General features: G+C 62.1%; 21 protein-coding genes and 5 tRNA genes. 16 read left to right on the plus strand and 10 right to left on the minus strand.

Annotation, left to right across the window (positions count from 1 at the left end; translation table 11 throughout):
• The first annotated feature begins 289 nt into the window (after positions 1–289).
• The gene (locus LA343_RS05030; RefSeq protein WP_025402263.1) at positions 290–2,164 is read left to right on the plus strand and encodes an HNH endonuclease signature motif containing protein; all 1,875 of its coding nucleotides are present in this window, start codon (positions 290–292) and stop codon (positions 2,162–2,164) included.
• A 272-nt stretch (positions 2,165–2,436) separates the two neighbouring features.
• On the opposite strand, the gene LA343_RS05035 is transcribed toward LA343_RS05030, so the two are convergent.
• Positions 2,437–2,509 (minus strand) — tRNA-Lys (locus LA343_RS05035).
• Positions 2,510–3,099: 590 nt separating this feature from the next.
• On the opposite strand from LA343_RS05035, the gene LA343_RS05040 reads away from it, so the two are divergent.
• Both LA343_RS05040 and LA343_RS05045 read left to right on the plus strand, forming a co-directional pair.
• Positions 3,100–4,326 carry a L,D-transpeptidase gene (locus tag LA343_RS05040; protein ID WP_052337629.1) on the plus strand — a complete coding sequence of 409 codons (1,227 nt, stop codon included), beginning with the start codon at positions 3,100–3,102 and terminating at the stop codon, positions 4,324–4,326.
• 138 nt (positions 4,327–4,464) lie between these two features.
• On the plus strand, positions 4,465–4,689 hold the full coding sequence (locus LA343_RS05045; protein ID WP_025402265.1) for a heavy-metal-associated domain-containing protein: 225 nt from the start codon (positions 4,465–4,467) through the stop codon (positions 4,687–4,689).
• A 27-nt stretch (positions 4,690–4,716) separates the two neighbouring features.
• Here the strand turns inward: LA343_RS05045 and LA343_RS05050 are convergent, their stop codons facing one another.
• From LA343_RS05050 to LA343_RS05070, 5 genes are all read right to left on the minus strand, one after another.
• Positions 4,717–5,316 carry a flavin reductase family protein gene (locus tag LA343_RS05050; RefSeq protein WP_025402266.1) on the minus strand — a complete coding sequence of 200 codons (600 nt, stop codon included), beginning with the start codon at positions 5,314–5,316 and terminating at the stop codon, positions 4,717–4,719.
• Between the two features lie 229 nt (positions 5,317–5,545).
• Positions 5,546–5,621: transfer RNA gene (locus LA343_RS05055), tRNA-His, on the minus strand.
• Between the two features lie 162 nt (positions 5,622–5,783).
• Entirely contained in the window at positions 5,784–6,356 is a 573-nt protein-coding gene (orn, locus tag LA343_RS05060; protein WP_052337630.1) for an oligoribonuclease, read from the minus strand.
• A gap of 63 nt (positions 6,357–6,419) precedes the next feature.
• Positions 6,420–7,322: a mycolate reductase gene (cmrA, locus tag LA343_RS05065; RefSeq protein ID WP_025402268.1), complete on the minus strand. Its 903-nt coding sequence runs from the start codon at positions 7,320–7,322 to the stop codon at positions 6,420–6,422.
• Positions 7,323–7,443: 121 nt separating this feature from the next.
• Positions 7,444–7,517: transfer RNA gene (locus LA343_RS05070), tRNA-Arg, on the minus strand.
• A 179-nt stretch (positions 7,518–7,696) separates the two neighbouring features.
• On the opposite strand from LA343_RS05070, the gene LA343_RS05075 reads away from it, so the two are divergent.
• The 5 genes from LA343_RS05075 (at position 7,697) to LA343_RS05095 (ending at position 14,379) form a co-directional block, all read left to right on the plus strand.
• Positions 7,697–9,949: a cytochrome c oxidase assembly protein gene (locus LA343_RS05075; protein WP_025402269.1), complete on the plus strand. Its 2,253-nt coding sequence runs from the start codon at positions 7,697–7,699 to the stop codon at positions 9,947–9,949.
• A gap of 207 nt (positions 9,950–10,156) precedes the next feature.
• Positions 10,157–10,771 carry a single-stranded DNA-binding protein gene (locus LA343_RS05080; protein ID WP_025402270.1) on the plus strand — a complete coding sequence of 205 codons (615 nt, stop codon included), beginning with the start codon at positions 10,157–10,159 and terminating at the stop codon, positions 10,769–10,771.
• Between the two features lie 422 nt (positions 10,772–11,193).
• Positions 11,194–12,864, plus strand: a complete 1,671-nt coding sequence (ettA, locus tag LA343_RS05085; protein WP_025402271.1) for an energy-dependent translational throttle protein EttA — start codon at positions 11,194–11,196, stop codon at positions 12,862–12,864.
• A 231-nt stretch (positions 12,865–13,095) separates the two neighbouring features.
• On the plus strand, positions 13,096–13,611 hold the full coding sequence (locus tag LA343_RS05090) for an acyl-CoA thioesterase (protein WP_025402272.1): 516 nt from the start codon (positions 13,096–13,098) through the stop codon (positions 13,609–13,611).
• Positions 13,612–13,632: 21 nt separating this feature from the next.
• Positions 13,633–14,379: a DUF8185 domain-containing protein gene (locus tag LA343_RS05095; RefSeq protein WP_224209223.1), complete on the plus strand. Its 747-nt coding sequence runs from the start codon at positions 13,633–13,635 to the stop codon at positions 14,377–14,379.
• 63 nt (positions 14,380–14,442) lie between these two features.
• On the opposite strand, the gene LA343_RS05100 is transcribed toward LA343_RS05095, so the two are convergent.
• From LA343_RS05100 to pepN, 3 genes are read right to left on the minus strand one after another with little or no spacing between them, the layout of a single operon-like run.
• Complete coding sequence (locus LA343_RS05100; protein WP_025402273.1) at positions 14,443–15,216, minus strand: TSUP family transporter; 774 nt, start codon at positions 15,214–15,216, stop codon at positions 14,443–14,445.
• Positions 15,217–15,242: 26 nt separating this feature from the next.
• Complete coding sequence (locus LA343_RS05105; protein ID WP_025402274.1) at positions 15,243–15,632, minus strand: globin; 390 nt, start codon at positions 15,630–15,632, stop codon at positions 15,243–15,245.
• 40 nt (positions 15,633–15,672) lie between these two features.
• The gene (gene pepN / locus LA343_RS05110; RefSeq protein ID WP_025402275.1) at positions 15,673–18,399 is read right to left on the minus strand and encodes an aminopeptidase N; all 2,727 of its coding nucleotides are present in this window, start codon (positions 18,397–18,399) and stop codon (positions 15,673–15,675) included.
• A gap of 122 nt (positions 18,400–18,521) precedes the next feature.
• Here pepN and LA343_RS05115 point away from each other — a divergent pair, with 122 nt between their 5' ends.
• The gene (locus LA343_RS05115) at positions 18,522–19,181 is read left to right on the plus strand and encodes a DsbA family protein (RefSeq protein WP_025402276.1); all 660 of its coding nucleotides are present in this window, start codon (positions 18,522–18,524) and stop codon (positions 19,179–19,181) included.
• 94 nt (positions 19,182–19,275) lie between these two features.
• On the plus strand, positions 19,276–19,755 hold the full coding sequence (locus LA343_RS05120; protein ID WP_025402277.1) for a ribose-5-phosphate isomerase: 480 nt from the start codon (positions 19,276–19,278) through the stop codon (positions 19,753–19,755).
• A gap of 256 nt (positions 19,756–20,011) precedes the next feature.
• Here LA343_RS05120 and LA343_RS05125 read toward each other — a convergent pair whose 3' ends face one another.
• Entirely contained in the window at positions 20,012–20,239 is a 228-nt protein-coding gene (locus tag LA343_RS05125) for a helix-turn-helix transcriptional regulator (protein WP_081737279.1), read from the minus strand.
• 285 nt (positions 20,240–20,524) lie between these two features.
• Between LA343_RS05125 and LA343_RS05130 the strand changes: the two genes are divergently transcribed.
• From LA343_RS05130 to LA343_RS05155, 6 genes are all read left to right on the plus strand, one after another.
• Positions 20,525–20,599: transfer RNA gene (locus tag LA343_RS05130), tRNA-Gly, on the plus strand.
• Between the two features lie 103 nt (positions 20,600–20,702).
• Complete coding sequence (locus LA343_RS05135; RefSeq protein WP_052337521.1) at positions 20,703–21,560, plus strand: potassium channel family protein; 858 nt, start codon at positions 20,703–20,705, stop codon at positions 21,558–21,560.
• A gap of 137 nt (positions 21,561–21,697) precedes the next feature.
• Positions 21,698–21,771 (plus strand) — tRNA-Pro (locus tag LA343_RS05140).
• Positions 21,772–22,095: 324 nt separating this feature from the next.
• Positions 22,096–23,649: a trigger factor gene (gene tig / locus LA343_RS05145; protein WP_025402279.1), complete on the plus strand. Its 1,554-nt coding sequence runs from the start codon at positions 22,096–22,098 to the stop codon at positions 23,647–23,649.
• Positions 23,650–23,998: 349 nt separating this feature from the next.
• Complete coding sequence (locus LA343_RS05150; protein WP_052337632.1) at positions 23,999–24,553, plus strand: ATP-dependent Clp protease proteolytic subunit; 555 nt, start codon at positions 23,999–24,001, stop codon at positions 24,551–24,553.
• 5 nt (positions 24,554–24,558) lie between these two features.
• Entirely contained in the window at positions 24,559–25,179 is a 621-nt protein-coding gene (locus LA343_RS05155) for an ATP-dependent Clp protease proteolytic subunit (protein WP_025402281.1), read from the plus strand.
• The last annotated feature ends 292 nt before the right edge of the window (positions 25,180–25,471 follow it).

Raw genomic sequence — 25,471 nt, forward strand, 5'->3', positions numbered from 1 at the left:
GGTTGAGCGCGGGTGGTTGCAGGTAGTGCCTGCACAGACATTCTGGGCGCTCGCTGCATCTTTTTCGATCTGGTCAGGGGACAAAATATTTTTCGAAAATATTACCTAAACCACTTGCCGGGTGTCGCACACGCCTGTACTATAGAAACCAACAACACCACACGGGGACACCGCACCGCGGGGAAACGCCAGGTAACATCCGGATATGCTGGATTTCAGCAGGTATATCGGGTTGCATTTCAGGCCAAGTCAGGGACCACAACAGGGGAATCGTCGGGGAATTACCATCATGACCACCACACCATACGCCACAGAACCAACCAGGAAAGACGAACGCACAAACGATACCAGTAATGATGGTGTCATTGATCTGGCCACGCATGTTGATCTCATCGAAGCATCCATGACAGCGGTCACCGACATCCTCACCACCCCCACCGCCGAGCTATTCCACTCTCACCGTGCTGACATCATCCGCCTGTTGACAACCATCAGCCACACCGACACCCTGTATGCGGCATTCGCCTACGCTGCCCACGAAGCACACGTTTCCCGTGTGGCGGGCACGACACGCACGTCGACCTACCTCGCGAGGTTGTTGGACACGTCCGAATACCAAGCACGCCAATGGATCAACCTTGGGATAAGCCTGTACAAACCACCCGAACCACCCACAGATAAGACCACCGCCCCTGAAGGTGACACAGCCGACGGTGACGACGATGACACCGACGATGCCCAGCATCGTGCCGACCGACTCGCCGAACGCCGCCGGGCGCACGAGGCCCACCAAGCCCACCTGGCTGCTCAGGCCCAGGCGCGGAAACAAGCCCGGAAGCTTAGCGATGCGAAACTGGCTGAGATCAACCGCGAACTCGAACACCTCCACCCCAGCCTGCACACCGAGCATCACCACATCCTGTTCGACAACGCCACCACCATGGCAACAACCACCACCGTCGAAGACCTCAAACTTCACCTGCGCACCCAAGTCCGCACGTTGAATAGCACTGTGGTGGATCCAACCGCTGACTATCGGGCACGTAAACTCCTCTGGTCACCCGCCGACACCCACGGCAACGTGCGGGTGACCGCCGTGCTACCCCGGACTGGGCACGCATTGTTGGAAACCCTGATGTCCCCAGCACGGTTAGCGGCCTTCGACCGCAGTCGTGGGGTGAACACAGACGAGGACCGTAGGACCATGCCGCAACGCCGGGCGGATATGTTCATGTCCATGTTGGAAACCTGGGCCGAGGATGCTGACGCCGCCACCGCCCCACGCACACGCGGGCTGGCCTCTTTGGTGGTGGCGTTGTCTGCCAAGGACCTCACCACACTGCCCACCAACACCACTGATGCTGATGCGGACCCTGGCGTGAAAGCCAGCCCCACGATCCAGTCCGCCTCTGATCCGGACGGGATTGGATCACCACCCGCGGCATCCAACACATCGCTCACCACACCTGGTGTGTGGTTCCCCACGAACACGAATGCACGGCTGCACCCGATCGATATTCTCCGGTTGGGTTTGGCCGAGCATGATCTCGGGGTAGTGCTTGATCCGGATTCCGGACGCGCCATCACTGCCGCGCGGATGAAGCGGCATGCCACGGTGGAGCAGAAGCTCATGCTTGTTGCTGAGCAGTTGTGTTGTGCGTATCCGGGGTGTAACCGTGCAGCGGTGGACTGCGATGTTCACCACATCACAGCTTGGTCCCATGGGGGACGAACGACCATCGATAATTTGACGTTGCTGTGTCGCACGCATCATCGGATGAATAGGGATCAGCATGATGGTGGTGTGGGTATGGGTCATGCCGAGGTTGATCCGGATTCCGGACGCGTCGGGTGGAGGGAAGCCCGCCACCACCATGAGGGTCTACCGGACCTGCCCGGGGCGCCACCACCAACAACCCCAACAGGAACCGATCCGTCCTCGTCTGGGTCACCGGTCACCGAACCTTCAGGGTCGGGCCCGCGCGTGCGCCCGCGTCCGCATCCTCGGTTGAGTGACACGGTGGTGGTGAACACGTCCACCACCGCCAGCCAAGCCCCCGGCGCCAAAGTACCGGACCAGGACTGGGGCAGCACGGAGGTTCAGGCACTGTTCGACCCACCACAACCACAGTCCCCAGGACACCACGGTGATCGAGCATCATGACCCACCACCAACACCCAGCAACCCAGCACCGAGCCCCACCCCAAACCCAAACCCAATCCGAGCCGATCCGGAATCCGGACGCAATCATGAAGCTAGATAGAGACCAGAGAACACATCCAGCAGTCCACTGTGCGGCCCGGTATGCTCATTCAGCAGTTGGAAACTGTCATCCTCCGTAGTCTTCTCTGAGGCGAGTGGCTAAGTTCACACGCGTCCAGTTCTGAGAAATTGGAAAAGCCCCCACCAGGAATAACCCCGGTGAGGGCGGACTGTGGGTCATCAGGGACTCGAACCCCGAACCCGCTGATTAAGAGTCAGCTGCTCTGCCAATTGAGCTAATGACCCAGTCTGTTGTCTGCGTGCTCTCGCTCGCTGCAACGAAGAGAACTTTATAACGCACTCGACCCGTTACACAAATCGCCTGCTCAGAGCGGATAATACGGGGTACTGAAGAGCTACCTTTTCGGTGGAAAGACAGTGGTTCCGTCGATTTCTGTTGGCTTTCGTTGTTTCTGTGCCCAGTCGGCGGTTGCTGGCGACAACTACAGGCGGGACCCTCAGGCGGGGTCGCCACGGGCAAAGGTCGGCAGGGAAGCTCGGTGGCGAAAGATCGATAGGCAAGAACGCGTCGGCAATGATGGATGCGCACCAACTAATGCACAACAGCCAATCTGCGACCACCGATGCAAAGACCACCGATGCAAATACCACCGATGCAAATACCACCGATGCAAATAGGTGGACACAACGATGCGCAAAACGCACGAAGTAGTGCACAAAAAGCCACCCAACCGTAGTGCTTCCTGAGCAGTTCGTAACAGTTCGGCCACAACCTGTCCAAACACCCGTCAACGCTTAACAGTTACTGAAAAAGAAGGGCTAGAGTCGTTATAGCCTAAGAGCCATACAAAGAAGTTCTCGGAGAAACATTGCGTATCACCACCGGTTCCCGCCGTTCACCATTCCGCGGTCGCAAGACCGCCACATCCGCACGTGCCATCGGTGCAGTCATCGCCGTGAGCGCCCTTGCCCTCACCAGCGCCTGCACCATCGGCAACGACAGCGCGAATGTGGACAGCAGCCAGGCGGCGAACTCGAGCAACGGTGACCGCGAGCAAAAGTCCAAGGCTCACCTGAAGTCTAACTTCAAGGACGGTGCAACCTCCGCGGACATCACCAAGCCAGTCGAGGTCACCGCTGACGAGAAGATCGACTCCGTGTCGCTGGTCAATCCTGAGGGCGTCGAAGTGAAAGGCACCTTCAACGACGATCACACCAAGTGGACCGCCAACGAGAAGCTCGGGTTCGGGCGCACCTACACCCTCGAGGCGAAGTCCGGCTCCGAGAAGCTGAATGAGACCTTCACCACCGTCACTCCCGACTACACCCTCGGCTACTCGCTGTCCCCGATGGACGGATCCACCGTGGGCGTCGGCCAGACCATCGCCATCCGCTTCGAAGGCGTACCCACCGACCGCAAGGCCATCGAAAAGGCCATCTCCATCGAAACCGACCCGCACGTGGAGGGCGCCTTCTACTGGATCACCAATCAGGAAGTTCGCTGGCGCCCAGAGCACTTCTGGAAGCCCGGAACGAAGGTCTCGGTGAAGGTGGATCTTTACGGCGTCGATCTTGGCGACGGCGCCTACGGCGATGCCGACATGAGCGCGAAGTTCACCATCGGCGACGAGACCCGTGCCGTCGTCGACGACAACACCAAGACCATGACCGTCTACCACAACGGTGAGGTCATCAAGACCATGCCGGTCTCCCTCGGCCGCGACGATCAGTACCCGACCCCCAACGGCATCTACATGATCGGCGACCAGCACCAGTCGATCGTCATGGACTCCCGCACCTATGGCCTGCCCCTGGAGGCCGGCGGCTACAAGCAGGACGTCGCCTACGCCACCCAGATGAGCTACTCCGGTATTTACATCCACTCCGCCCCGTGGAGCGTGTGGGCACAGGGCAACACGAACACCTCGCACGGCTGCGTGAACGTGTCTCCGGAAAACGCCCTGTGGGTGCTGAACAACATGGGCCGCGGCGACATCGTCGAGGTGAAGAACACCACCGGCGGCACCCTCAACGGCGCCGATGGTCTCGGCGACTGGAACATCCCGTGGAGCACCTGGAAGGGTGGCAACGACAACTCTTAGGGTGCCGGCCACCGAGTAACGGCGTGTTCAACAGCGAACAGGGTCCTCTGGATCGCATCGCCTGATAGTTTCGGCGAACAAGGGTATAACTCGAAAGAGTACGCATAAACCCCAACCCCACAAGGGAGCTGAGCAATCATGAGCGAAGGAACCACCGAGCAGACATTCACCGTCACCGGCATGAGCTGCGACCACTGCGAAAACGCCGTCCTGGAGGAAGTCTCCCGCGTCGAAGGCGTGAGCAACGTGAAGGTCAGCGCCTCCGAGGGCACCCTCGTGCTCGACAACGACGGCTCCGCCAGCGAGCAGGCCATCCTCGACGCCGTCGACGAAGCCGGCTACGAGGCCAAGCCTGCTCAGTAACTTGCTGACTTAGCTGAGTCAGCTGAGTTAACTGTCCAGCACAGGGGCCAGCGGCTTCGTGCCGTAAAACTTGTGCCCCATAAACAGCAGCGGCTCCGTCTCGGGGTCCTGCTCCAGCACGTCAAGCACCTCCGCCGCCACCAGCGTGGAATGTCCCGCCGGCATGGTCGAGATGTACCGCGCCCGCATCACCGCCCGGCACCCGGGCAGCAGCGGCTCACCGGTGGGGGAGGTGGTCCAACCGTGAGCGGCAGCGAAACGGTCGCTCACGGTTGCGTCTGTGTGGGGGTCTTCCGATTTGGTGGTCGTTTGCGTGGTCGTTTTCTCTGTTTTCATTGTCGACGCCACAGCCCCGCCACCCGACGGTGCCGCGAAGGTAGCCGCCACGTCTGCCTGATCCTGGGTGAGGAAGTGGATGAGGACGCTATCGGCGCGCAGCAGCTCACCGGCCGAGCCCGTGTCCTTCATGAAGGAGAAACTCACCGAGAGCGGATCCAGCGACAGCGACGACACCGACGATGCCGTGAGCCCCACCGGCCGACCGTCGACGGTGGCGCTGATGAGAGTGACCCCGGCCGGGTGGCCGCGGAAGACGTCCCGGAACTGCGCTTGCTGTTGTGAGCTCATGACCATCCACCCTAGCCGCCACCGGATACTAGGCGCACAGGGGCATGGTCTCGGTGGCACGGCAATAGCGACTTGCGGAGACGCAGTACCGGGATGTGCCGCCGGGATGTGCCGCCGGGATGTGCCGCCGGGATGTGCCGCCGGGATGCAGTACAGCGAGCAGAACGATGTGCACAGACGAAAACCGGGCCGGGCAACTTCCATTGAAGGAAATTGTCCGGCCCGGATATGGGGTGACTGACGGGACTCGAACCCGCGACACCTAGGATCACAACCTAGTGCTCTACCAGCTGAACTACAGTCACCATCGCTGTTGTAGCAGCGGGACTTATGTTAGACCACGCACCCTACCTGTTCCAAAAGGGCAGGTCACGACGCGCGCCGCGCACGAGCCCAGCCAGCCCGAGCCAACCCAGCCAGCCCGAGCCAGCCCCAGACCCGAGCCAGCCCCAGACCCGAGCCCCAAGCTAGATCGGGAAGCGGTCCTCCGCCTCGCGCCGCGCCGCAGTGATCGCCTCCAGCTCCGGCTGCTCCGGAACCATCAGCGCCGAGCGGTAGTACGCCAGCTCGCGGATCGATTCCTTGATGTCAGCCAACGCGCGGTGCGCCATGCCCTTTTCCGGCTGACCGTTGTACACCCGCGGGTACCAGCGCCGAGCGAGCTCCTTCACGCTGGAGACGTCGATCATGCGATAGTGCAGGTACTCATTCAGCGTGGGCATATAGCGGGCAATGAAGGTACGATCCGTGCCGATCGAGTTGCCCGCCAGCGGGGCCATCCGCGCCACCGGCACGAACTTCTTCACATACTCCAGCACCTGTCGCTCAGCCTCGGCCAGGCTGATCTGCGACTCGCGGATCTGCTCCGTTAGTCCCGAGCCACCGTGCATCTTGCGCACGAAATCGTCCATGCGCGACAGCTCGTCCTCGGTGGCGTGAATGACCAGGTCGATGCCCTCATCGAGGGGGTTGAGCTGGGCATCCGTGACGATCACGGCGATCTCCACCAGCACGTGCTGATCCGGATCGAGCCCAGTCATCTCGCAATCGGCCCAGACGATGCGGTCGTTCTTCGATACCTGGTTGGGTGTGTTTGGCACTTTTTACCTTCCCTTATCTGCGGCGTCTGCTGCGTCTGTGGCGTGTGCGGCGCCTGCGGTGTTTACTGCGGCGTCGGCAGTGTGTGCAGCGTCCTCTGCGGCGTCCGCAGCCATCTTGGAGTAGAACTTGCCCATGATCGGCGCAGTCAGGCGCCGCGGCAGGTAAGTCGACGCCACGTTCATCGCCTTCGACAGCGGGCCGGGCACCACGCGCAGCTTGTTCGCCGCTAGCGCCTCGAGCGTCTCCACGGCGCAGTCCTCGTAGGTGGTCCACAGGAAGTCCGGCACCGCGTCGTCGACCTCGGTGCGCTCATCGTCGTCCTTGCGCGCCTCCCGCACCGGCCCCGGAGCCAGTAGCGTGCAGTGGACGCCGTGCGGCTTCAGCTCGTAGTGCAGGGACTCGGTGAAGGTGTTCACCATTGCCTTCGTGCCCACGTAGGTGGCGTTGCCGGGAATCGCCATGTTTCCGGCGGCCGAGCCGACGTTGACAATGCCGCCCTCGCCCGCAGCGATCATCCCCGGGATCACCGCGGCGGTGAGCTCAAACAGAGCAGTCGCGTTGAGTTCAAACTGCGAGCGCTCGTACCCGTAATCGAGATCGGAGAAGTTGCCGAAGGTCGCAATACCTGCGCTGTTGACGATGATGTTTACGTCCAGTCCCTTCAATTCTTCGAGGAATTCGGCGCGGGGGGTGGCGTCGGATAGATCGACAGACCGAACCCGAACCTCCCGGCCAGGAAGGGCGGCGGCGACCTCCTCCATCGGGCCCGTGGAGCGAGCAACGAGGATCAGGTCGTGGCCTCGGCGGCCGAGCTCCAAGGCGATCGCCTTGCCGATGCCCGACGACGCCCCAGTTATCACCGCCCATTTACCAGGCGCGGGGGAGGGAAGATGCTTGTCTGCCATAAAAATCAGGGTGCTCCTTAGCTGAACTGGAACTGAACTGGCTGAGCCAGCGCCGTTACCGCCGGTTGCGCGGGTGCGCCGGGCGATGGTGTCGACACACCTGATGCTACGCAAAAAAATGTGCCCCCGGCAGGATTCGAACCCGCGACACATGGGGTAGAAACCCACTGCTCTCATCCACTGAGCTACGGAGGCAACGTCCAATGTGAACACACCTAGACTAATGCACCGTCGATCGCGGCGGCGCTAAAGGGGGGCGGGTAGCACACAGACAGGATGCAGATAGCACGGAGATAGGACGCAGATAGCACGCGGACGGGAAGCGGACAGCACGCGGATAGGAAGGCGGGGCAATCAGCGGTAAGGTCAAGTGCATGGTAGATGCACAACCCCAACCCGCGCAGAAGCTGCACAATCCGCGCACGGTATACGTGCTGGGTGTGCTGGTTTCCGCCGCGATTGGCGCGATCATCGGCTACAGCTTCCTGGGTGAATCACTGGCGCTGCTGGGCATCCCCGATCCCGGCGAGCCCACCACCATCGGCCTGCCATTCCTGCGCTCGGCGGGCATCTTCATCGCGTGTATCGGCATCGGCGGGTTCCTCATGGCTGCCTTCGGGGCAGCGCCGCGCAAGGATGGGACTCTCGACCTCGACGGCTTCAAGGCCGCCCGCACGGGCAGCTGGTCGATGATCCTGTGGGCGGCGTGTTCGTTCATGCTCATCCCGATGTACATGTCCGACGTCTCAGGCTCCCCTCTCAAGGAGACCCTCAAGCCGCGGTACTGGGGCATCGCCTTGGAACAGGTGTCTGCGGCGAAGTCGTGGCTGTGGGTCAGCATCTTCGCCGCGTTCGTGGGCGTGGTGAGCCTGCTGACGCGCAAGTGGATCTGGCAGCCGATCTTCCTGGCTATTTCCATTCTGTCGCTCATCCCGCTGGCGCTGGAGGGGCACTCTGCGGCCGGCGGCAATCACGATTACGGCGTGAACTCCCTGCTGTGGCACATCGTGTTCACCAGCCTGTGGGTCGGTGGCCTCATGGCCCTGATCGCCTACGCCGGCCGCCGCGGCCCGCACCTGGCGCTCATCGTGAAGCGCTACAGCTTTCTGGCGCTGTTTTCCATCATTGCTCTGGCGGTTTCTGGTGTCATCAACGCGCTGCTGCGCGTGAAGCCGGTGGAGCTGGTGACCACGCAGTACGGCTGGGTGATCCTCACCAAGATGGCACTGACCCTGGCGCTGGCGTGGTGTGGCTGGGTCCACCGCGAGAAGATCATCCCGCAGCTGGAGGCCGCCGAGGCAGAAGGCGGCAAGGCCACGATGGAGCAGCGCTGGCCATTCATCCGCTTCGCCACCGTGGAGGTCATGATCATGGCCGCCACCATCGGCGTGGCCGTGAGCCTCTCGCGCATCCCCCCGCCCGTGGAGCGCAACGCGAACCTCACGCAGCAGGACGTGCTGCTCGGCTACACCCTGACCGAGCCGCCGAGCGTGCTGAATTACTTCACGATGTTCCGGTTTGATCTGGTGTTTGGTACTGGTGCTCTGCTACTGCAGGCCGGTTACATGTGGGCGTGGTGGACGCTGCGTAAGCGCGGCGACGCCTGGCCCATCTCCCGACTGTGGTGGTGGACGGCCGGTAACGTGACGTTGATTTTTGCGACGTCTTCCGGGCTGGGCATGTACTCCATGGCGATGTTCGCGCCGCACATGCTGCAGCACGTGATCCTGTCGATGGTCATCCCGGTGTTCTGGGTCCTCGGCGGCCCGATGACTCTGCTGCTGCGTGCGCTCCCTCCCGCAGGCAAGAATCAGCCACCGGGACCGCGCGAATGGCTGGTGGTGTTCATCAACAACCCGGTTTCGCGTTTCCTCACCAACCCCATCGTGGCCGCAACGCAGTTCGTGGTCGGGTTCTACTACCTGTACCTCTCGCCGCTGTTCAACTGGATGGCACCGGAGCACGCAGGCCACCTGTTCATGATGCTGCACTTCCTGATCTCGGGATACATCTTCTATTGGGTGGTTATTGGCGTCGACGCCGCACCGCGTCAGCTGTCTCCATTTATCAAGATGCTGACACTGTTTGGCATGGTCACGTTCCACGCGTGGTTCGGCATCGCCATGATGCAAATGTCGGAGCCACTGAATGCTGACTTCTACAACCAACTGAACTTCCCCTTCGACGTGGATTTGGCGCAGCAGCAGAACCTTGGCGGCGGTATCACGTGGGGCCTGGGCGAGATCCCGCTGTTGATCGTGACGATCGCACACGGTTTCCAGTGGCTGCGCTCCGACCAGAAGGACGCCAAGCGGCACGACCGCAAGGAAGAGCGGTCCGGCGACCAGGAGCTGGAGGCGTACAACGCGATGCTCGCCGGCCTGGCGGCGGGCACCACGGACACCGGCAATCGTGGGTACTACGGCGACGATTACCACGACAGCGAGGTGCAAAGCGCCCTGCACTCCAACAGCTACAAGCAGAAGATGCGCAAGCATAAGTATCACCATGATCTGGAGCACGACCTGGAGCACGATTCAGAGCACGACCCGGAGCAGGACTCAGGGCGTGACCACGAGCACGACCATGAGCACGACCGTGAGCACGACCATGAGAAGCACCTCTAGGCGCTCGTGACGTGAAAATGTCAACCCCCGCTGTCCCCACCTGTGGACAGCGGGGGTTTTGCTTTGTGTTGTCCACAGGGGCGAGCAGAGGGTGTCGCCGTCGCGGTCGGAGCTTGCCACACTGGGGCCACGCGCCGGGGGAATAAGCCGCTGGCGGGGGAACTCAGTAACACTCAGCAAACTCAGTGAAGGAGTTGACACGGCATCATGTCGAGCAACCTTGCAAGCGTCCACCTCGTGGGCAACGCAGTCAAAGATCCAGAAACCATTTTCCATGCGGACGACCAAGGCCGGGGCCTCGTGAGCGTTCGCATGGCAGTCAACAGCCGATACCTTGCCAACGACGGTAAGTGGACCGATGGGGATACCACCTATGTGGAAGTCCAGTGTTGGAACAAGTTGGGCGTCAACGTGGATTTTTCCGTGAAGAAGGGCATGCCCATCATCGTGATCGGACGGCTCGTGCAGTCCACGTGGGAGTCCACGAACGACGACGGCAGCACCCAGCGTCGCAGCGTTTTGCGCGTCAAGGCCAGCCACGTGGGTCCGGATCTGAACAACCGAATGGCGCGCACGTTCAAGCCGTTCACCGATGAGGATGCCGAGCAAACGGGCGCATCGGAGGGTCAGCAGGGTCAGCAGGGTCAGCAGGAGCGACCGGGCCGGCCCGGCCAGCCGAGTCACCCCAGTCACCCCAGTCACCCCAGTCAGCCCGGCCAGCCCGGTGAGCCCGACTACCCGGCGGCGGATGGCTCCATGCCGGCAGCGGAGCAGGAGGGCTCGCTCGTGGCTGCTGGCGCCGACGGGAAGCCCCCGTTCTAGGAGCTCGAGAAGGCGCGTTGACGCGATCATAGGGGGTCGGGCGTCTGATTGCTCGCGCAGGATAGGTTCCGCAGTGCGCTTGGGGGAGCGCAGTGCGGGAGCCCGCGTGCAGTGCGTGTGGGGGAGCACCCAGGCGAGCAGCGGCCACGGTGGGGAAGTGCTGGCAACCGCCGGCACGCTATCGATCGCGTTGGGGCGGGGACAACGTACACTAGGGGATTGTGTGGCTACCGAGCCGCCGCCCCTAGTGTTTTGCTTTACCCAGCGTTGTCGCCAGCCGACCCCCAAACGAGCAAACACCGGGTCGGGGCTCACGGTTGCCAAAAGAGCTAGAAACAGCCAACGAACGAGTATTTGCGCGCATCCGCGCGTAAACCGTTCAACAGTTGAAACGACTCGTGGAAAGGTCACTGAAGTTCACCGTGGGCGAATTCATTTACACCATGAAGAACGTGCGCAAGGCGCACGGCGATAAGGTCATCCTCGACAACGTCACGATGGCCTTCTACCCCGGGGCGAAGATCGGCGTGGTTGGCCCCAACGGCGCCGGTAAGTCCTCGATCCTGAAGATCATGGCGGGCCTCGACCAGCCCTCCAACGGCGAGGCCTTCCTCGACCCGGGCGCATCCGTGGGCATCCTCCAGCAGGAGCCTCCGCTGAATGAGGAAAAGACCGTTCGCGAGAACGTCGAAGAGGGCATGGGTGAGATCTTCCAGGTGCGCCAGCGCTACGAGGAGATCGCCGAGGAAATGGCCACCAACTACACCGATGAGCTCATGGAGGAGATGACCACCCTCCAGGAGAAGATCGACGCGGCTGATGCCTGGGAGCTCGACTCCAAGGTGGAGCAGGCCATGGACGCCCTGCGCTGCCCGCCGGCCGATGCCCCCGTCACCAACCTGTCCGGTGGTGAGCGCCGCCGCGTGGCCCTGGCCAAGCTGCTGCTCAGCGAGCCGGACCTGCTGCTCCTCGACGAGCCCACCAACCACTTGGATGCCGAGTCCGTGCTGTGGCTCGAGCAGCACCTGGCCAAGTACCCCGGCGCCGTCCTGGCCGTGACCCACGACCGTTACTTCCTCGACCACGTTGCGGGCTGGATCTGTGAGGTCGACCGCGGCAAGCTCTACCCCTACGAGGGCAACTACTCCACCTACCTGGAGACCAAGGCTAAGCGCCTCGAGGTCGCAGGCAAGAAGGATGCCAAGCTGCAGAAGCGCCTGAAGGAAGAGCTCGCCTGGGTGCGTTCCGGCGCCAAGGCTCGCCAGGCCAAGAACAAGGCCCGCCTGCAGCGTTACGAGGAAATGGCCGCCGAGGCGGAGCAGTACAAGAAGCTCGACTTCGAAGAGATCCAGATCCCCACCCCGCCGCGTCTGGGTAATCAGGTCGTGGAGGTCACGAACCTCACCAAGGGCTTCGATGGCCGTACCCTCATCAAGGATCTGTCCTTCACCCTGCCGCGCAACGGCATTGTTGGCGTGATCGGCCCTAACGGCGTCGGTAAGACCACGCTGTTCAAGACCATCGTGGGGCTAGAAGAGCCCGATTCCGGCGAGGTGAAGGTCGGCTCCACCGTGCAGCTCAGCTACGTGGACCAGAACCGCGCCAACATCGACCCGGAAAAGACCGTGTGGGAGGTCGTCTCCGATGGCCTGGATTACATCCACGTTGGCCAGAACGAGATGCCGTCGCGCGCTTACCTGTCTGCTTTCGGCTTCAAGGGTCCGGATCAGCAGAAGCCGTCCAAGGTGCTGTCCGGTGGTGAGCGCAACCGCCTGAACCTGGCACTGACGCTAAAGCAGGGCGGAAACCTGATCCTGCTCGATGAGCCGACCAACGACCTGGACGTGGAGACCCTGTCCTCGCTGGAGAACGCTCTGCAGCAGTTCCCGGGTTGTGCCGTGGTCATCTCGCACGACCGCTGGTTCCTGGACCGCACCTGTACCCACATCCTCGCCTGGGAGGGCAACGTTGCCGAGGGCCAGTGGTACTGGTTCGAGGGTAACTTCGAGGATTACGAGAAGAACAAGGTTGAGCGCCTCGGTGCCGAGGCCGCCCGCCCGCACCGCGTGACCCACCGCAAGCTGACCCGCTAAGTCGGCCCGTCGGCTTGCTTGCTGACTCAACGTACTGAGACCCCTCGCCGATCGTCATCGAGACGTTCGCGAGGGGTCTTTTGCGTTGGCCTACCTCCCAGCGCATGCAGCCACGACAGTCACAAAATTAACAGTAGAAAACAGCAGTAACATCCGTAACTTTTACACTTTCCCGTCGTTGTGTGTAAGTATAGGTTTTGACGCAAAAACTAAACGAGGGTGAATCAAGCTATGCCGTTTATTGACAACGACGCCACCGGCACCCGCTGGCACACCTGCCACCGGGAACTCCGGTGGTCCGACTTCGATCAGTACCAGCACGTCAACAACGCCAAGTACCTGGAGTTCGGGCAAGACGCCCGCATGGTGTTCCTCAAGGACGTCCTCATGGAAATGGACATCGCCGTGCCGCCGTTCTTCGTCCGCTACACGACCATCGACTACCCGCGTCCGCTGTCGCCCGGGGAGGCCGAAGTCGCCGTGAGCAGCTTCTTCACCAAGGTCGGCCGCAAATCCTGCACCATGCGCCAGCAGGTCCGCGATTCGCTCGGCCAAGTCGCCTGCACCATCGACACCGTCATGGTGGGCATCGACATGATGACCGGCAAGTCTCGCGAGTGGACCCCCAGCGACATCGAGAATCTCAACCGCTTCCTCATCCCAGTCGACGACGCCGACGAGCTCGACGAACCCGAGCACGAACTGGGAAAAATTGAGAACACCCGCCCCATCGAGTCCTTCAGCTGACCCTTCCCTAGGATGGGTCGCATGAACGTGCTGGTCGACCTCGCCGAACCCACTGGACCCGCTGGACCCACCAACTCCACAGACTCCACAGACTCCACCAACCCAACCAAGACCGCGGCCGCCGCGCTGGGAGCCGTCCGCCGCGCCCGCACCGTCGCCTCCCGCGCAGCCGCCATGGATCCCGCAGCCGTTGTCCGCCTGCGCCCAGTCGGTGCGAAGTCGGTGGATCTTTTTATTTCGACGCCACTAGGCTGCGTTGCCGCCCAGCGCATTCCCGGTAGACTCCCGAGCGTCGATGCGCCGACGGTGGCCCACCTAGCGGGCGCGCTCACGGCACTGGGCGCGTTCACGGGGGACGAGCCGCTGGATTTCGGCCCCGAATGCCCCCTGCTCTGGCGGGGTGGACTGCCCCCGGAGGCCGGTTACACCCTGGTAGACACCATCCCCGCCGAGGCGATCCGCACCCTGCACGCAGACATGGCTGCGGAAAACTCACAACACGGGGGACCACTGGGGATTGCCCGGAGCTTGCTGGAGCAGAAGGTGCTGGGGGTGGCGTCGAACGAAGAAAACGACGGTAACGAGGTGGCGCTGGAGGGACGAATCGTAGCCGCGATGGGGGCGCTGGGGCTCGTGCAGCAGCCGACGGGTGCGATGAGCCGCTACGACTTCGCGCGGGTGTCGGTGACGGGGTCGTGGATTCGCGTCGATGGGCTGTATGGAAGCATCTATGCGCCGCGGCCCGGTGGGCTGGCGCGCGTGCCGTGAGTGGGGCCGAGGGGACTCTGGGGGGGAATCTGGGGGGAATCTGGGGGAATCTGGGAAGGGGATCTACATCAGGAGGTCAACGGTGAGCTTGATCGCCATGACCGTCACGACCACGAGCAGCATGGCGCGGACAAAGCCCGTGCCCTTCGTGATCACCATGCGAGCCCCGATCTGCGCGCCGACGATGTTGGCCACAGCGAGGATGATCCCCAATTTCCACATCACCACGCCGCTGAGGGTGAACACCACGAGGGCGCCAAGGTTCGTGGACGTGTTGAAGATTTTTGCCATCGTGACGGATTCGATGAAATTGCGGCCGAGAAGAGCAGTGAGCACGATGATGAGGAAGGTGCCGGTGCCGGGGCCGAAAAAGCCGTCGTAGATAGCGATGATGCCGATGGCGATGAGGGCGATCGCCCAACGCCACCCGCCGGTGATGGGTTTCGTGCCCCGAGCGTGTGGGCCGGTGACGGCTTGGCCGAAGCTGGGTTTCAGAGCCACGTAGCAGCCGACGGCAACAAGAAGGATGATGGCGATTGGGCGCAACACCGCATTGCTCATCAGTGAGGCGAGCAGGGCACCGATTGCCGCGCTGAGCAGGGCGATGGGAACTCCCACGGAGACGAGCCTGCGGTCGACGCGGACGGTGCGCAGCAGGCTCACCGTCGCCGAAGCCGTGCCGCTGACTGATGCCACCTTGTTCGTGGCGATGGCCGACACCGCAGGAGTGCCGGGCAGAAAAACCATGAGCAGCGGGATGAGGATGAGCCCGCCACCGCCCACGACGGCGTCGACGAACCCGGCCATGGCCGAACCGGCGATGAGGGCAGCGAGCATCTGTAATCCAGTGCGTTGTGTGGTGGCTAAATGTGGTCGGGCTTGTTGACCAGCATCTGTGCCACTCGTTCCATGTGATCCCACATGGCTGCTCGATGCTCGTCGGGGAGGGTGTTGGAATCGATGGTGGCCATGGAGTTAGCCATGAGCTCGAGCCAGCGATCCCTGGCGGCGGTGTCGATGGGGAAGCGGGCGTGGCGCATCCGCAGGCGCGGGTGCCCACGCTTTTCGTTGAACTCTTCCGGACCGCCCCAGTACTGGGCGAGGAACCAGCGCAGGCGATCCTCGGCACCCTCGAGATCCTCGGCGGGATACATGGGGCCCAGGATATCGTCCGTCTTCACCTGCTCGTAGAAACCGTGGACGAGAGCCCGGAACGTGGCATCGCCACCGACGGCATCGTAGAAGCTGGTCATGGTGTCACCTTTCACACTGGTTGGTTTGTCACGCAGGCTGCTACTGGGCGCTGTCGGCCGCCCGAGCCTTCTTGGCACGAGCAACTCCGTCGCGGCCCTCCTTGAGCACGCGGCGCAGGCCGGCGGGAGTGTCCTCCGCCTCGATGACCTTCGCGATAGCCGCATCCGTGCTCTCTGAGTAATCCCACGCGGGGTAGAGCCCCTCGAGGGTGCGCAGAGCCATCTCGGAAGACAGGCCCCGCCACAGATCTGCTGCGATCTCAGCATACTTCGGACCGAATTCCGCGAGCAGATCATCGTGGCCCACGTGGACGAATCCCGCGTTGCGGTGGCGCAGCTGCAGGTTGGTCTGGGACGCACCGTTGGTGGTTAGCTCCTCCCACACCTCGCGCTTCGCCTCTTGGGTGGGGATGGCAGATTCTGCCTGCAGTGCAGCCATCGCGCCCGTGGAGGAGGTGTCCTTCTCCGCCTCGCGGGAAATGCGGGCCCGCAGCTCGTCGACCGATTCGCCGGTTGCCCGGGCAGAGGCAGTCAGCGCGGTGATAAGAGTCCAGCGCAGATCCTGGTCCACATCCAGCTGGGGCAGCTCGGCGGAGTGCTCACTGGTCTGCTCATTGGACTGCCCACCGGCCTCCTCGCCAAGAAGCCCGCGCAGTACCGCGGCGGACTCAGCCGTGTGCACACACCCGGCGTACGCGCGGATGAAGGAGAGCTGAGCCTGCCCGGTCGTGGAGCGAGCCCCATCCAGGAAAGCGTCGCGGAGAATCTTCCAGCCCTCCTGCTCCGCCCAGTCCGGATCGGCGTAACGCTGCACTGCGAGGCGGCTCTGCGCGAGGATCTGCTCCAGCACGGCTAGCTCCGTCTCGGAGGCACACCCGCGGGCCACAAGCGCCGCGAAATCGCGGGCGGGCATCTGGGCGTTGCGGGTCATCTGCCATGCCGCAGACCAGACCAGGGAGCGCGCCATGGGGTCGGTGATCGCATCGATCTTGGACGTCGCCGTCTCAAGCGACGCCTCGTCGAGGGCCATGAGGCAGTAGGTGAGGTCATCGTCGTTGACGAGCACCAAGTCACCTGCCTCGGCGCCCACGAGCTCGGTGACCTCCGTGGACGGGCCCGCGATATCCAGCTCGGCGCGCTGGACACGCTCCACCTCGCCACCATCGGTGACGCGGTAGATGCCCACCGCAATGCGGTGCGTGCGGGTTTCCCCCTTGCCGGGTTCTGCGCCGGTCTGCGCCACCGAGAAGCTGGTGTACTTTCCATCTTCCACAGTGAACTCTGGGCTCAGCGTGTTGATGCCGGTGGTGCGCAGCCACTGGTCCGCCCAATCGGACAGGTCGCGTCCACTGGACTTCTCCAGGGCGCCCAGTAGGTCGCTGAAGGTGGCGTTGGACCACGCATGGGCAGCGAAGTGTGCGCGCAGGCCGGACAGGAAGGCATCCAGGCCCACGTAGGCAGCCAGCTGCTTAAGCACGCTGGCTCCCTTGGCGTAGGTGATGCCGTCGAAGTTGGCCTCGACCGTTTCAATATCCGTGGCGTCCGAGAACACCGGGTGGGTGGAGGACAACTGATCCTGGCTGTATGCCCAGGCCTTTTCCTTGTTGGCGAACGTCACCCATGCCGTGGTGAACTTCGTGGCACCCGCCTGGCTCATCGCTGCGGACCAGGTGGCGAAAGACTCGTTGAGCCACAGGTCATCCCACCACTTCATGGTCACCAGATCGCCAAACCACATGTGGGCGAGCTCGTGGAGGATCGTGTCGGCACGGCGCTCGTACTGGTAGTGGCTGGCCTGGGAACGGAAGACGTACTCGTCGCGGATTGTCACCGCGCCAGCGTTTTCCATCGCGCCCATGTTGTACTCGGGGCAGAAGATCTGGTCGTACTTGTAGAACGGGTACGCGATGCCGAAGTGCTCGCCGTACCAATCAAAGCCCTGCTTGGTGACGGTGAATAGCTCGTCCGCATCCAAGGACTCAGCCAACGACTGGCGGCAGTAGATCGCAAGCGGCACAGTCAGCTCGCCGCTGGTCTGCAGGTCGCCGCGTTGGCGCGCTGCGGCCGTGGCGTCGTCGCTCGTCTCCGGGTGCTCGGTGATGGTGCCCGTCCATTCGTCGCGCACCTCGTGCCACGGGCCCACGCAGAAGGCCACCAGGTAGGTGGACAGTAGGTAATCCACACGCGCCGTGTGGCGGGTGAGCTGCTCGTCCGAACCCTCCACCGTTTCGGACTGCTCGGTGACGTGGTTGTTGGTCACCAGCTTCCACGACGTAGGGGTCAGCAGGCTCACATCGTACGTGGCCTTGATATCGGGCTGGTCGAAGCAGGCGAACACGCGCTTGGCATCGGCAGTCTCGAACTGGGTGTACATGTAGGTTTCGCCGTCTGAGGGATCGAAGAAACGGTGCAAGCCCTGGCCGGTCGTGGAGTAAGGAATATCCGCGGCAACGACCAACTGGTGTTCGCCGGAGGTGAGATCGGCGAGTTGGATGCCCGTAGCGGCGTCGTACCCACCATCCTTCGTAGGAACAGCGGATGCGGTGATGTCCGTGCCATCGAGAACAACAGATTCCACCGATTCGGCCCGCAGGTCGATGAAGGTGGATCCGGAGCTGGAGGTGAAGGTGACGGTGGTGGTGGAGAAGAAGGTCCGTTGTTCGGAGCTACCGCCGGTGGACAGGTCTAGGTCGATGGAATAGTGCACGTCAGAGACCAATTCGGCGCGTGCCTTGGCCTCGTCGCGGGTCAGATTGATAGAAGTCATGGTCTCCACCCTAGTCAGGTGGGCAGACAGTGAGTGGGGAAAGGGCGAGAACAACCGCCGCCCGATAGAGCTGCCACCAGCGCTGCCCACAACATAGCCCCAGTGGGGTTACAGTGGGGGACATGACAGCAAACAAAGTAACCATGTACTTCGATCCCATCTGCCCCTTCGCCTGGGTGACGAGCCGCTGGCTCGTTGAGGTAGAAAAGGTCCGCGATCTGAGCATCGAATGGGCTCCGATGAGCCTGTCCGTCCTCAACGACGGCCGCGACCTCGACCCCGACTACATGAAGGGCATGGAGGCCGCCTGGGCACCCGCCCGCGTCTCCGCCGCCATCCACAAGAACGAGCCCGCCAAGCTGGGCGAGTGGTACACCGCCATCGGTACCCTCATTCACAACGAGGAGGCCGCCGACAAGGCCGATATCCACGGTTACGACAAGGTCATCGAGCAGTCTCTCGCCGAGGTCGGCCTGCCCGCCGAGCTTGCCGCCGTGGCTCACGAGGAACAGGGCGAGGATTCCCAGTTCGGTAGCCCCAAGGCCATCGACGAGCACCTTCGCTCCAGCCACGCTCACGCCATCGAGCTCGTGGGCGACGACGTGGGAACCCCCGTGGTGCAGTTCGGCGATTCCGCTTTCTTCGGCCCCGTTCTCACGCGCGTGCCCACCGGCGAGAAGGCCGGCGAGCTCTTCGACGCTTCCGTGACTCTCGGAGGCTACGAGCACTTCTTCGAGCTCAAGCGCTCCCGCACTGAGTCGCCGAAGGCCCAGCAAGACTAGCCCAGCAGACCCCACGCAGCTCTAACCCCAGATTCAGCTGGGATTGGCGCCGCGAAGCCGGGACGAACCGGCACAAACCGATATGATGGGCACCATGCGTATTTACCTAGGTGCCGATCATGCCGGTTTTGAAATGAAGAACATCATCAAGGATCACTTGGAGTCCAAGGGGTTCGAGGTCGTCGATTGCGGAGCTCACGAGTACGACGCGAATGACGATTACCCCGCTTTTTGTATCGACGCCGCCAGGAAGACCGTGGCCGATGAGGGCTCTCTCGGTATCGTCCTGGGTGGTTCCGGCAACGGTGAGCAGATCGCCGCGAACAAGGTGCCGGGCGCTCGCTGCGCGCTGGCATGGTCCGTGGAGACGGCCAAGCTCGCCCGCGAGCACAACAACGCTCAGCTGATTGGCCTGGGTGGCCGGATGCATTCCAAGGAGCAGGCACTGGAGATCGTGGATGCTTTCGTGACCCAGGAATGGTCCAAGGAGGAGCGCCACCAACGCCGCATCGACATCCTCAGCGAGTACGAGCGCACCGGTGAGGCTCCGGAGGTCCCGGGTAGCCAGGCTTAGCCAAGATACCTGGACGTAGTCGGGCACAGTCGGGCACAGTCGGGCACAGTCTGCCACAGTCCGGAGAATGCTGGAGCTGCCTTGTGCGGCTCAGACTCCCGACGCCACGAGAATCGCCCCTGGGCCAGAAACGTGTTCTGGCTCAGGGGCGTTGGTGCGTCAGGCTAAGGTTGCGAAGGATGAGGGTGCGAAAGCTGGGGGTGGAAACGAGTGAGGGGGAGGAGCGGGGGAGCGAGACAGAACCCGAGAGTCTCGCTTAAGAATCCTGCTTATTGTCCCGCTGGCGCTGGCGCTTTTCCTGCCATTCCCTAATCACGGTGGAATCCCACAGTGTGAGGCCGTGAAGGCGGGCGGACGGCTTGGGAGCACGCCCACGACCTGCATAGCTAGTGAAAGTTCCTCGGGCAGTACCGGAGTACTCAGCGCACTGAGCCGCAGTCCACAGCTCGTGTCCAGTTGTTTTATCGACAATGACTGGTTCCATAAAATTGGAGTTTACTATCCAGTTTTTCCTAGAACAATCTGAGCTGGGCAGTTTCTTACCATTTCTTCACAAACTTCACTATAACGAAAATGATTACCGGAAAATTGATATGCGGGCAACGAGTGCGCAACATGTTCGCAACACAATGGCCGTGTGAACTGACCCAGTGAACCGGTTCCGCGAACCACCCCGGCACAGTGGGAGTTTGTATCGGGGTAGGTCGCATGGTGTATGGTGTGAAGTCGTATCCCGCCGGGCTCACCGGCGACAAGGGATAGCGCACATGGGAACGTCGTATAGTGGCTAATACCTCAGCCTTCCAAGCTGAAGACGCGGGTTCGATTCCCGTCGTTCCCTCCACGTACAAGCCCGTGGCTCATCTACACAGAGTCGCGGGCTTTCTGCATGTGTCCCCACGTTTTCATTCGTGTTCCAGAAGTTTCTCGTGTCATAGTGTTTTGATATGAAGCGACTGAAGAGAGCACTGCGAGAAATCTTCCAGCCGGACATTCCCCCAGACGCTTCCCTCCAACGCAAATGGGAAATGCGCGTCGAGGGGCCCATGCTCATCATCTCGATCGCATTCATCGTTCTGTACGCATGGTCGGCACTGGGCAAAGCACACCCCGTGTGGTCCACTGTGGCGCAGGTGGGCATGTGGCTGACGTGGGTGGCGTTCGTCGTGGACTACGTGGTCCGTCTGATCCTCGCCGAGAATCGTTCGCGCTGGTTCATTCGGCATATCTGGGAATTGGCGATCGTGGTTCTGCCGATGTTCCGGGCGCTGCGTGTGCTCAGAGTCGTTCCCATCCTGGTGCTCATGCAGCGCTACTCCGCATCCTCGCAGCGCGTCAGCGTGGCTCTCTACACCGCAGTCAGCACCGTGCTGCTCATCTTGGTCGCCGCCATCTCCATCTTCGACCTCGAGGCTGCCGACCCAGGGTCGAAGATCACGAATTTCGGCGACGCCCTCTGGTGGTCGATCGTCACCGTCACCACGGTCGGTTATGGTGAGATCGTTCCCGTCTCGGCAGGCGGAAGAATCGTCGGTGTGGTCCTCATGTCCGGTGGTATCGCGTTGGCTAGTGTCGTGACGGCGACGGTTGCGTCGTGGCTGGTCGAACAGGTTGACACGACCGTCAAGAAAGATGTTCAGGCAGAGCCGGAACCATCTCCGCACCTTGTCGAGCTCAACCAGCAGCTGGCGGAGATGCGCGCCGAAATTGCGGCGCTGCGCCGCGAAGTCGCCAGAGGAGACGGCACCACAGGGTCTCAAGATTCGACGCCCGACGTCGGTCCTGACTCGTCACACAGTCACTAGTGGCAAGGTGGGCGAGACGACGCGTCGCGAGGGGCGACGATGCACCCAGCGACGAGCGGATACGGGGGAGTGGGCGCTGGTGATTCGTTTTGTAGATTCATGCCCTTGCCCGTAAAGTGACCCTCGCACATGTTGCTCGGGATATGGCGCAGCTTGGTAGCGCACTCGCTTTGGGAGCGAGGGGTCGTGGGTTCAAATCCCGCTATCCCGACACCGTACGTAGCGCAGGAAGACTCACTGAAAACGCTTAAGCGTTGTGAGCCTTCCTGCGTTTTTTCGTGACCACATCCGGGGAGCCTGCGGGGTGGGGAGGCTGGTGGCGTCGGATAAGAAATGAGTTCTGAGCAGCACATTTGGTGAAGATTGAGGGGGAGATGGCGGCGTTTGCAGACCCCTGCGTACCCTGGGAAAGGTAGCACTATAAAATTGTAAACCGACCGTAGCCGGTGCATACCGCTCGCCTGGGTGTGACGATCTCAAGAAAACCGCGAGCTGTGCGCCGGTCTCATAGACAAAGACACAGGAGTGTGCATTCGTGAAGAGCTCTGTAGAGAAGCTGAGCGCCACCCGCACCAAGATCACCGTTGAGGTCCCCTTCGACGAACTCAAGCCGGAGTTCGACAAGGCCTATGCTTCCTTGGCCCAGCAGGTCAACATGCCCGGCTTCCGCAAGGGCAAGGTTCCCCCGAAGATCCTCGAGGCTCGTCTTGGCCGCGGCGTTGTGCTGGACCAGGTTATTAACGAGATGCTGCCGTCTCGCTACAGCGAGGCCGTAGAGGAGCACGAACTCAAGGTTCTCGGCCAGCCCGAGATCGAAATCACCGAGCTGGAAGACGGCGACAAGGTCGTCTTCACCGCTGAGGTCGACGTTCGCCCGGAGATCGACGTTCCGAACTTCTCCGAGATCGACGTTGAGGTTGAGGCCATCAAGGCTGACGACGAGGCTGTTGACGCAGAGCTGAAGAACCTGCAGGCTCGCTTCGGAACCCTCAAGCCCGCCGACCGCGGCGTGGAGAAGGGTGACTTCGTCTCCATCGACCTCTCCGCCACCATCGACGGTGAGACCGTGGACGAGGCCACCACCGAGGGGCTGTCCCACGAGGTCGGAAACGACTCGCTCATCGAGGGCCTCGACGACGCCCTCATCGGCATGAAGGAAGGCGAAGAGTCCACCTTCACCTCCAAGCTGGTTGCCGGCGATCACGCCGATGAAGAGGCCGAGGTGACCGTCAAGGTCGGTTCCGTCAAGGAGCGCGAGCTGCCGGAGCTGGACGACGATTTTGCCCAGCTGGCATCCGAGTTCGACACCCTGGACGAGCTGAAGGAATCCCTGAAGACCCAGGTCGAGCAGCAGCTGAAGAACACCCAGGCTGGCGAGATCCGCGACAAGGTCCTGGCCGCAGCGCTGGAGAAGACCGAGGTTCCGCTGCCCGAGGCTATCGTCAACGAGCAGGTTGAGGCACAGATCCAGCAGATCATCCAGCAGGTCGGCGGCGACGAGAAGGTCTTCGAGTCCATGCTGGCCGCTCAGGACATGACCCGCGAGAAGTTCGAGGAGGACGCACGCTCCTCCGCTGAGGACTCCGTGCGCACCCAGCTGTTCCTCGACGCCCTGGCTGACGTTGAGCAGCCCGAGGTGTCCCAGGAAGAGCTCATGGACCACATCGCCTTCACTGCCAACCAGTACGGCATGGATCCGAACCAGTTCATCATGCAGCTGCAGCAGGCCGGCCAGCTGGGCAACCTGTTCGCAGACGTGCGCCGCGGCAAGGCTCTGGCCCTGAACATCGCCAAGACCTCCGTGAAGGACTCCGAGGGCAACGAGGTTGACCCGAAGCAGTTCTTCGGCACTGAGGAGACGGACGAGGCTGCTGAGGCTGAGTGCTCTGACAAGGCTGAAGCCGAGAAGAAGGCCGACAAGGCTGAGAAGAAGTCCCAGGAGAAGGCCTCCGATAAGAAGGCTGAAAAGAAGTCCACCAAGAAGGCTTCTGACAAGAAGGCTGACAAGGCTGAGAAGTCCAAGAAGTCTGAGAAGAAGGACTCCAAGAAGAAGAGCGAGAAGAAGGACTCCAAGAAGGATTCCAAGTAATCACTCTCTGACCGCATCGTGCGCGGCCGTGCTGAAAGGCTGAGGCTGAAAGGCCAGGCCACGCGCGATGAGGGAGTGGGACAGGGGCTCGGTGCCGGCGATAGCCAGCGCACCGGGCCCCGGTTCTTTTCGCGCCCAGAGTTTGCCCAGAGTTTATGGCCTACTCACCGCAGTCACCGCGTGCGCTGACAGCGAACATGGCCCGTCTGGCTGCCGCCCACGCCCATCGCGTGACTAGGCTGGGGCGCATACCAACAGGTTCATACCTCAAGGACAAACCGTTTTAGTGACCCATCAAGGAGCACCATTGAGTACCCAATCCGGCATTACTGCTGCTAGTGGTTCCGATATGCCCGGCATGACCGACTCGGTCTACGAGCGCCTGCTGCGCGAGCGCATCATCTTCCTGGGCAGCCAGGTGGACGATGAAATCGCCAACAAGCTGTGCGCCCAGATTCTCCTGCTGTCGGCGGAGGACCCCACGCGCGATATCAGCCTGTACATCAACTCGCCTGGCGGCTCCGTTACCGCAGGCATGGCTATCTACGACACCATGCAGTACGCCCCGTGCGACATCGCCACCTACGGCATGGGCCTGGCCGCATCCATGGGTCAGTTCCTGCTGTCCGCTGGCACCAAGGGCAAGCGTTACGCCCTGCCGCATGCTCGCATCATGATGCACCAGCCTTCCGCTGGCGTGGGCGGCACCGCCGCTGATATCGCCATCCAGGCCGAGCAGTTCGCCCACACCAAGCGTGAAATGGCTGAGTTGATCGCTGAGTTCACCGGCCAGACCGTTGAGCAGATCACCAAGGACTCCGACCGTGACCGCTGGTTCACCGCTGAGCAGGCCAAGGACTACGGCTTTGTAGACCACGTCATCACCTCTGCGAAGGAGAGCTAACAACCATGCACATGCCTGAAATGCGATACATTCTGCCTTCGTTCGTGGAGCACTCCAGCTTCGGCGCGAAGGAATCTAACCCTTACAACAAGCTGTTTGAGGAGCGCATCATCTTCCTGGGAACCCAGGTTGACGACGCCTCGGCTAACGACATCATGGCTCAGCTGCTGGTGCTCGAGGGCTTGGACCCCGATCGGGACATCACGATGTACATCAATTCTCCCGGCGGTTCCTTCACCAGCCTGATGGCTATTTACGACACCATGCAGTACGTGCGCCCCGACGTGCAGACCGTGTGCTTGGGCCAGGCCGCATCGGCCGCCGCCGTGCTGCTTGCCGCAGGTACGCCCGGCAAGCGCGCTGCTCTGCCCAACGCCCGCGTGCTGATTCACCAGCCCGCAACCGGTGGCGTGCAGGGTCAGGTTTCCGACCTGGAAATCCAGGCGAAGGAGATCGACCGCATGCGTACCCTCATGGAGGAAACGCTGGCTCGCCACACCGGCCGCACGGCTGAGCAGGTTCGCATCGACACCGATCGTGACAAGATCCTCACGGCCGAGGAGGCCAAGGAGTACGGCATCATTGACCAGGTGTTCGACTACCGCAAGCTGTCCGCGCAGCGCTAAGCCCGCAGAAGATGCACACAGCAGCTTCGCGCAGTAGCTGCATCTAGCAACACCAACACGCACCCCAGCACCGACAGGAGCCCCTGTCCGTGCTGGGGTGTAGTGTTGGTGACCCGTTGTTGGATTCGCGCGGTAGGTTCACGCACTGGGGCCGATCATCACAACCAAGCACCACAACCACACACCACAACCATGCACCGCGCACCAAGGTGACTCGACACACGCTCTCGCCACGGCGGGGAATGCCCGGGGAATGTCTCGGCGGGCGGTATTGTTGAGAGTTGCTGACACG

The organism is Corynebacterium falsenii (assembly GCF_020099275.1).
In the GTDB taxonomy this organism is placed as follows: domain Bacteria; phylum Actinomycetota; class Actinomycetes; order Mycobacteriales; family Mycobacteriaceae; genus Corynebacterium; species Corynebacterium falsenii.

Coding starts and splice junctions, on each gene's coding strand:
- LA343_RS05050 (WP_025402266.1), bottom strand. CDS start 5,316: ATGAGCTCACAACAGCAAGCGCAGTTCCGGGACGTCTTCCGCGGCCAC.
- LA343_RS05045 (WP_025402265.1), top strand. CDS start 4,465: ATGAGCGAAGGAACCACCGAGCAGACATTCACCGTCACCGGCATGAGC.
- LA343_RS05100 (WP_025402273.1), bottom strand. CDS start 15,216: ATGCTCGCTGCCCTCATCGCCGGTTCGGCCATGGCCGGGTTCGTCGAC.
- orn (WP_052337630.1), bottom strand. CDS start 6,356: ATGACTGGGCTCGATCCGGATCAGCACGTGCTGGTGGAGATCGCCGTG.
- LA343_RS05155 (WP_025402281.1), top strand. CDS start 24,559: ATGCACATGCCTGAAATGCGATACATTCTGCCTTCGTTCGTGGAGCAC.
- LA343_RS05075 (WP_025402269.1), top strand. CDS start 7,697: ATGGTAGATGCACAACCCCAACCCGCGCAGAAGCTGCACAATCCGCGC.
- cmrA (WP_025402268.1), bottom strand. CDS start 7,322: ATGGCAGACAAGCATCTTCCCTCCCCCGCGCCTGGTAAATGGGCGGTG.
- LA343_RS05105 (WP_025402274.1), bottom strand. CDS start 15,632: ATGACCAGCTTCTACGATGCCGTCGGTGGCGATGCCACGTTCCGGGCT.
- LA343_RS05090 (WP_025402272.1), top strand. CDS start 13,096: ATGCCGTTTATTGACAACGACGCCACCGGCACCCGCTGGCACACCTGC.
- LA343_RS05095 (WP_224209223.1), top strand. CDS start 13,633: ATGAACGTGCTGGTCGACCTCGCCGAACCCACTGGACCCGCTGGACCC.
- pepN (WP_025402275.1), bottom strand. CDS start 18,399: ATGACTTCTATCAATCTGACCCGCGACGAGGCCAAGGCACGCGCCGAA.
- LA343_RS05030 (WP_025402263.1), top strand. CDS start 290: ATGACCACCACACCATACGCCACAGAACCAACCAGGAAAGACGAACGC.
- LA343_RS05120 (WP_025402277.1), top strand. CDS start 19,276: ATGCGTATTTACCTAGGTGCCGATCATGCCGGTTTTGAAATGAAGAAC.
- LA343_RS05125 (WP_081737279.1), bottom strand. CDS start 20,239: ATGGAACCAGTCATTGTCGATAAAACAACTGGACACGAGCTGTGGACT.
- LA343_RS05115 (WP_025402276.1), top strand. CDS start 18,522: ATGACAGCAAACAAAGTAACCATGTACTTCGATCCCATCTGCCCCTTC.
- LA343_RS05150 (WP_052337632.1), top strand. CDS start 23,999: ATGCCCGGCATGACCGACTCGGTCTACGAGCGCCTGCTGCGCGAGCGC.
- LA343_RS05080 (WP_025402270.1), top strand. CDS start 10,157: ATGTCGAGCAACCTTGCAAGCGTCCACCTCGTGGGCAACGCAGTCAAA.
- LA343_RS05135 (WP_052337521.1), top strand. CDS start 20,703: ATGAAGCGACTGAAGAGAGCACTGCGAGAAATCTTCCAGCCGGACATT.